General features: G+C 71.3%; 3 protein-coding genes, 1 pseudogene and 1 riboswitch. Of the genes and pseudogenes, 3 read left to right on the top strand and 1 reads right to left on the bottom strand.

From position 1 onward, the window contains the following. Both AC08ON_RS07530 and AC08ON_RS07525 read left to right on the top strand, forming a co-directional pair. Positions 1 to 364 (top strand): annotated as a pseudogene (locus AC08ON_RS07530) (branched-chain amino acid ABC transporter permease); the annotation flags it as partial. Then, entirely contained in the window at positions 361 to 1959 is a 1599-nt protein-coding gene (locus AC08ON_RS07525) for an ATP-binding cassette domain-containing protein (protein WP_476607007.1), read from the top strand. The pseudogene AC08ON_RS07530 and the gene AC08ON_RS07525, both read left to right, overlap by 4 nt. 145 nt (positions 1960 to 2104) lie before the next feature. After that, positions 2105 to 2212, top strand: a riboswitch (TPP riboswitch). On the opposite strand, the gene AC08ON_RS07520 is transcribed toward AC08ON_RS07525, so the two are convergent. Beyond that, on the bottom strand, positions 2199 to 2444 hold the full coding sequence (locus AC08ON_RS07520) for a hypothetical protein (protein ID WP_476607016.1): 246 nt from the start codon (positions 2442 to 2444) through the stop codon (positions 2199 to 2201). It overlaps the preceding riboswitch by 14 nt. Between AC08ON_RS07520 and thiC the strand changes: the two genes are divergently transcribed. After that, entirely contained in the window at positions 2341 to 4113 is a 1773-nt protein-coding gene (gene thiC, locus AC08ON_RS07515) for a phosphomethylpyrimidine synthase ThiC (protein WP_476607006.1), read from the top strand. The two genes, AC08ON_RS07520 and thiC, sit on opposite strands and share 104 nt — an antisense overlap. Positions 4114 to 4243 lie beyond the last annotated feature (130 nt).

Genomic DNA, 4243 nt, shown 5'->3' with positions numbered 1-4243 from the left:
GGCGATCGCGGCCGCCGGCGGGGTGACGAGCGTCGGCGGAGCGTTGCTGGGAGGTCTGCTGGCGCCGGGCGGAATCGTGTTCATCGTGCTGGACCAGGTTGCCGGGCTCGGCAAGTACCAGTCCGTGCTGTGCGGGATCGCCGTCGTGGTGCTGGCGGTGCTACGTCCGGCCGGGCTCGCGTACCGACCGCATCGGACGGCTCGCGCCGATCATCAGGGCCGCGCGGATCGGTCGGGTGGCACGCATCGGACCGGTACTGGGCAGCGAACGCGTCGAGGAGATCACGTGCGACACCCGCAGCCGCCGGACCAGGGCCGGCCGAGCCTGACCCCGCATCCGGTCAACCCGGGCGGAGCCCCGTGACGGCGTTGCTGGCGGTCGACATGCTCGCCGCCGACCAGGGCCGCACGCGCATCCTCGAGGATGTCTCCTTCACTCTGTCGGCCGGCACCATCACCGGGCTCATCGGACCCAACGGAGCCGGAAAGACGACGTTGATCGACGCCCTCACCGGGTTTGCGTCGATCAGCGCGGGTACCGTCACGCTGGACGGTGCCGTGCTCGTCGGACTGCCGGCGCATGAGCGGCTGCGGTTGGGGCTCGCCCGCACCTTCCAGGCGCTGGAACTCTTCGACAGTCTGGAGGTCGGGGAGAACCTGGCCGTCGTCACGCCCCGAGCACCCGGACCCGCGACCGGGCCAGATCCGGCCCGGTCGCTCGGGCTTGCCACGATCGCCGATCGCCTGCCGTCGACGCTCTCCCACGACGAGCGGTCCTCGGTGGCTCTCGGCCGCGCCCTCGTCGCCAGGCCGAAGGTCCTGCTGCTGGACGAACCGGCCGCAGGTCTCGACCCGGCCGCCCGCCGGACGCTCGCCGACCGGCTGCGCCGCATCGCCGCCGACGGCATCGCCGTGCTGCTCGTCGACCACGACGTGAAGCTCGTCTTCGACGTATGCGACCACGTCCTCGTCCTGGACGGGGGCCGCGTCGTCGCGCGCGGTCGATCCGCCGAGGTGCGCGCCGATCCGGCGGTCCGCGCTGCCTATCTGGGCGGTGGTGAGCCCGACGGCGGCGACCGCGCCGGGACCGCCCCGGGACCCGGGCCCGGCTCGGCCTCTGGGTCCGACTCCGTGCCTGCTCTCGACTCCGTGCCTGCTCTCGGGTCCGTGCCTGCTCTCGGGTCCGTGCCCGCCTCCACCCCGGCGCCGGCCCCCGGCCGAGGCGGGGGCGATCTGCTCGTACTCGACCGGGTCACGAGCGGATACGACGGAGTTCCGGTGCTCCGGGACGTGTCGCTCACCGTCGGTGCCGGGGAGATCGTGGCGCTGCTCGGAGCGAACGGCGCGGGCAAGACGACGCTGATCCGCACGGCGGCGGGGCTGCTGACGCCGTCGAGGGGACGGGTCAAGGTCCTCGATGACCGGTCGCGCCGGGCCGCGCCGAGCACACTCGCCCGCCGGGGGATGGCGGTCGTACCGCAGGGACGAGGATCACTCGGGCGGTTGACCGTCCGCGAGAACCTGCGCCTGGCGGCCGGCCGGCGCTCATCCGGCGAGATCGGGCGGGTGTTGGACTGGTTCCCGGTGCTGCGCGGCCTGCTCGACCGGTCGGCCGGAGAACTGTCCGGGGGCGAGCGGCAACGGCTCGCGTTGGCCGTCGCTCTGGTGCGCAGACCGCGTCTGCTGCTGGTGGACGAGCTGTCGTTCGGCCTGGCACCCGGGATTGCGCCGCAGCTGCTCGCCCTGCTGCGCACGATCGCCCTCGAGACGTCGACCGGCGTGCTGCTGGTCGAGCAGTTCGTCTCGCTCGCGTTGCAGGTGGCCGACCGTGGCTACGTTCTCGACCGGGGCCGGATCGCGCTGTCGGCGAGCGCGGCGGATCTCATCGCGCATCCCGAGCTCATCGAGACGGCCTACCTGGGCGGGAGTTCCGGGCCGGCGGCGGCCCCGGACCGCTGAGCTGGTCCGGCGTTCCCCGCCACGCAGAGAAACCGGGGTCCGGCGGAACAGGGCTCTTCACGTCGCCTGATGGTGTAGGGCATGCGTCGGATGAACCGGAAGGGGTGGCGAGCGGGCCGGCGGTGTCTTACTGTCGACAAGCGTCGAAGTTGATCGCGGGAGCTCCGCCAAGGGGCTGAGAGGGCGGCTGGGGCCGCCGACCGCAGGAACCTGTCCGGGTAATGCCGGCGTAGGGAGTCTTACATGGTGTCGCGTACCGACCGTTCGTCCTCGTCCACCTCGAAGGCCGTCACCTCGTCCCCGTCCACCTCATCCTTGTCGTCCGCCGCATCCTCCCCGTCCTCGTCCTCGTCCTCCTCCTCGTCCGTCTCGGCCGCAGGGATGACGGCGGTCTCGACGGGTCCGCTGACGGGCAGCCGCAAGACCTGGCTGGTCGGAGCGGATCCCGATCTGCGGGTGCCGATGCGGGAGATCGTGCTGACCACGGGTGACACCGTCGTGGTGTACGACACCTCCGGTCCATATACCGATCCGGGGGTGACGATCGATGTGCGCCGGGGTCTGCCGGCGACGCGGGACAGCTGGATCGCCCAGCGTGGCGACACCGCGCTGGATGAGCGGCGGACCGTTCCCGGGACCGGGGCATCGGGTCCTGGGACGCCCGGTCTCGGCGGGACGGATCTCGACGGGCGGGTGCGAGTGCCCCGTCGGGCGGTGCCGGGACGGCCTTCCATAACCCAGCTGGGCTACGCCCGCCGCGGTCAGATCACTCGGGAGATGGAGTTCGTCGCCCTGCGGGAGGGTCTTCCCGTCGAGACGGTGCGGGCGGAGATCGCCGCGGGGCGGGCCGTGCTGCCGGCGAACGTGAACCATCCCGAGTCCGAGCCGATGGCGATCGGCCGTGCGTTTCTCGTGAAGATCAATGCGAACCTCGGCAACTCGGCCGTTACCTCCTCGATCGAGGAGGAGGTCGAGAAGATGGTGTGGGCGACCCGCTGGGGCGCGGACACCGTGATGGACCTCTCGACCGGGTCGGACATCGCCCTGACCCGTGAGTGGATCATCCGTAACGCGCCGGTGCCGGTCGGGACCGTGCCGATCTACCAGGCGTTGGAGAAGGTCGGTGGCCGGCCGGAGAAGCTGTCCTGGGAGGTCTACCGGGACACCGTGATCGAGCAGTGCGAGCAGGGTGTGGACTACATGACGGTCCACGCGGGGGTGCTGCTGCGCTACGTGCCGCTGACCGCGCGGCGCAGGACCGGGATCGTCTCGCGCGGCGGCTCGATCCTGGCCTCCTGGTGCCTGGCCCATCACGAGGAGAACTTCCTCTACACCCACTTCGCCGAGCTGTGCGAGATCTTCGCCGCGTACGACGTCACGTTCTCTCTGGGCGACGGCCTGCGGCCCGGGTCCATCGCGGACGCGAACGATGAGGCACAGCTCGCCGAGCTCGCCACCCTGGGCGAGTTGACGCAGGTGGCGTGGGAGCACGACGTCCAGGTGATGATCGAGGGACCCGGGCACGTGCCCATGAACAAGATCGAGGAGAACGTGCAGCTGCAGCGGGAGCTGTGCCACGACGCGCCGTTCTACACCCTCGGGCCGCTGACCACCGACATCGCCCCCGGCTACGACCACATCACCTCCGCGATCGGGGCGGCGATGATCGGATGGGCCGGTACCGCCATGCTCTGTTACGTCACCCCGAAGGAGCATCTCGGCCTGCCCGACCGGGACGACGTCAAGGCCGGCGTTATCGCCTACAAGATCGCCGCGCACGCCGCCGACCTCGCTAAGGGTCATCCCGGCGCGCAGGCCTGGGATGACGCCCTGTCGGACGCCCGGTTCGAATTCCGCTGGGCCGACCAGTTCCACCTCGCGCTCGACCCCGACACCGCACGCGCGTTCCACGACGAGACGCTGCCGGCCCCGGCCGCGAAGTCGGCGCACTTCTGTTCGATGTGCGGCCCGCACTTCTGCTCGATGAAGATTTCCCACCAGGTGCGGGCACACGCGGGCGGGGACGGGCTGGACCCGGCCGGGCATGGCGCGGACCCGGCCGGCGACGAGGCGGTCACCGCCGGCCTGCGCGAGAAGGCCGCCGAGTTCAACGCCGCCGGCAATCGGATCTACCTTCCGGTGGCCAACTCCTGACCACCGTGGCCAACTCCTGACCGACCGTCCCGACGGGCTTCCGCCGGTCAGCGGCGGGCCCCGTCGGGCCCGCCTCACCACTGGACGCGCTCCTGGCGCCTTAGAGCGTGTCTTGCGTGGCCGCTCCGGG

The organism is Frankia sp. CoWAU3 (assembly GCF_977971855.1).
The sequence above is the reverse complement of the archived record's forward strand: the minus strand, read 5'-3'. Positions and strand labels throughout refer to the sequence as shown.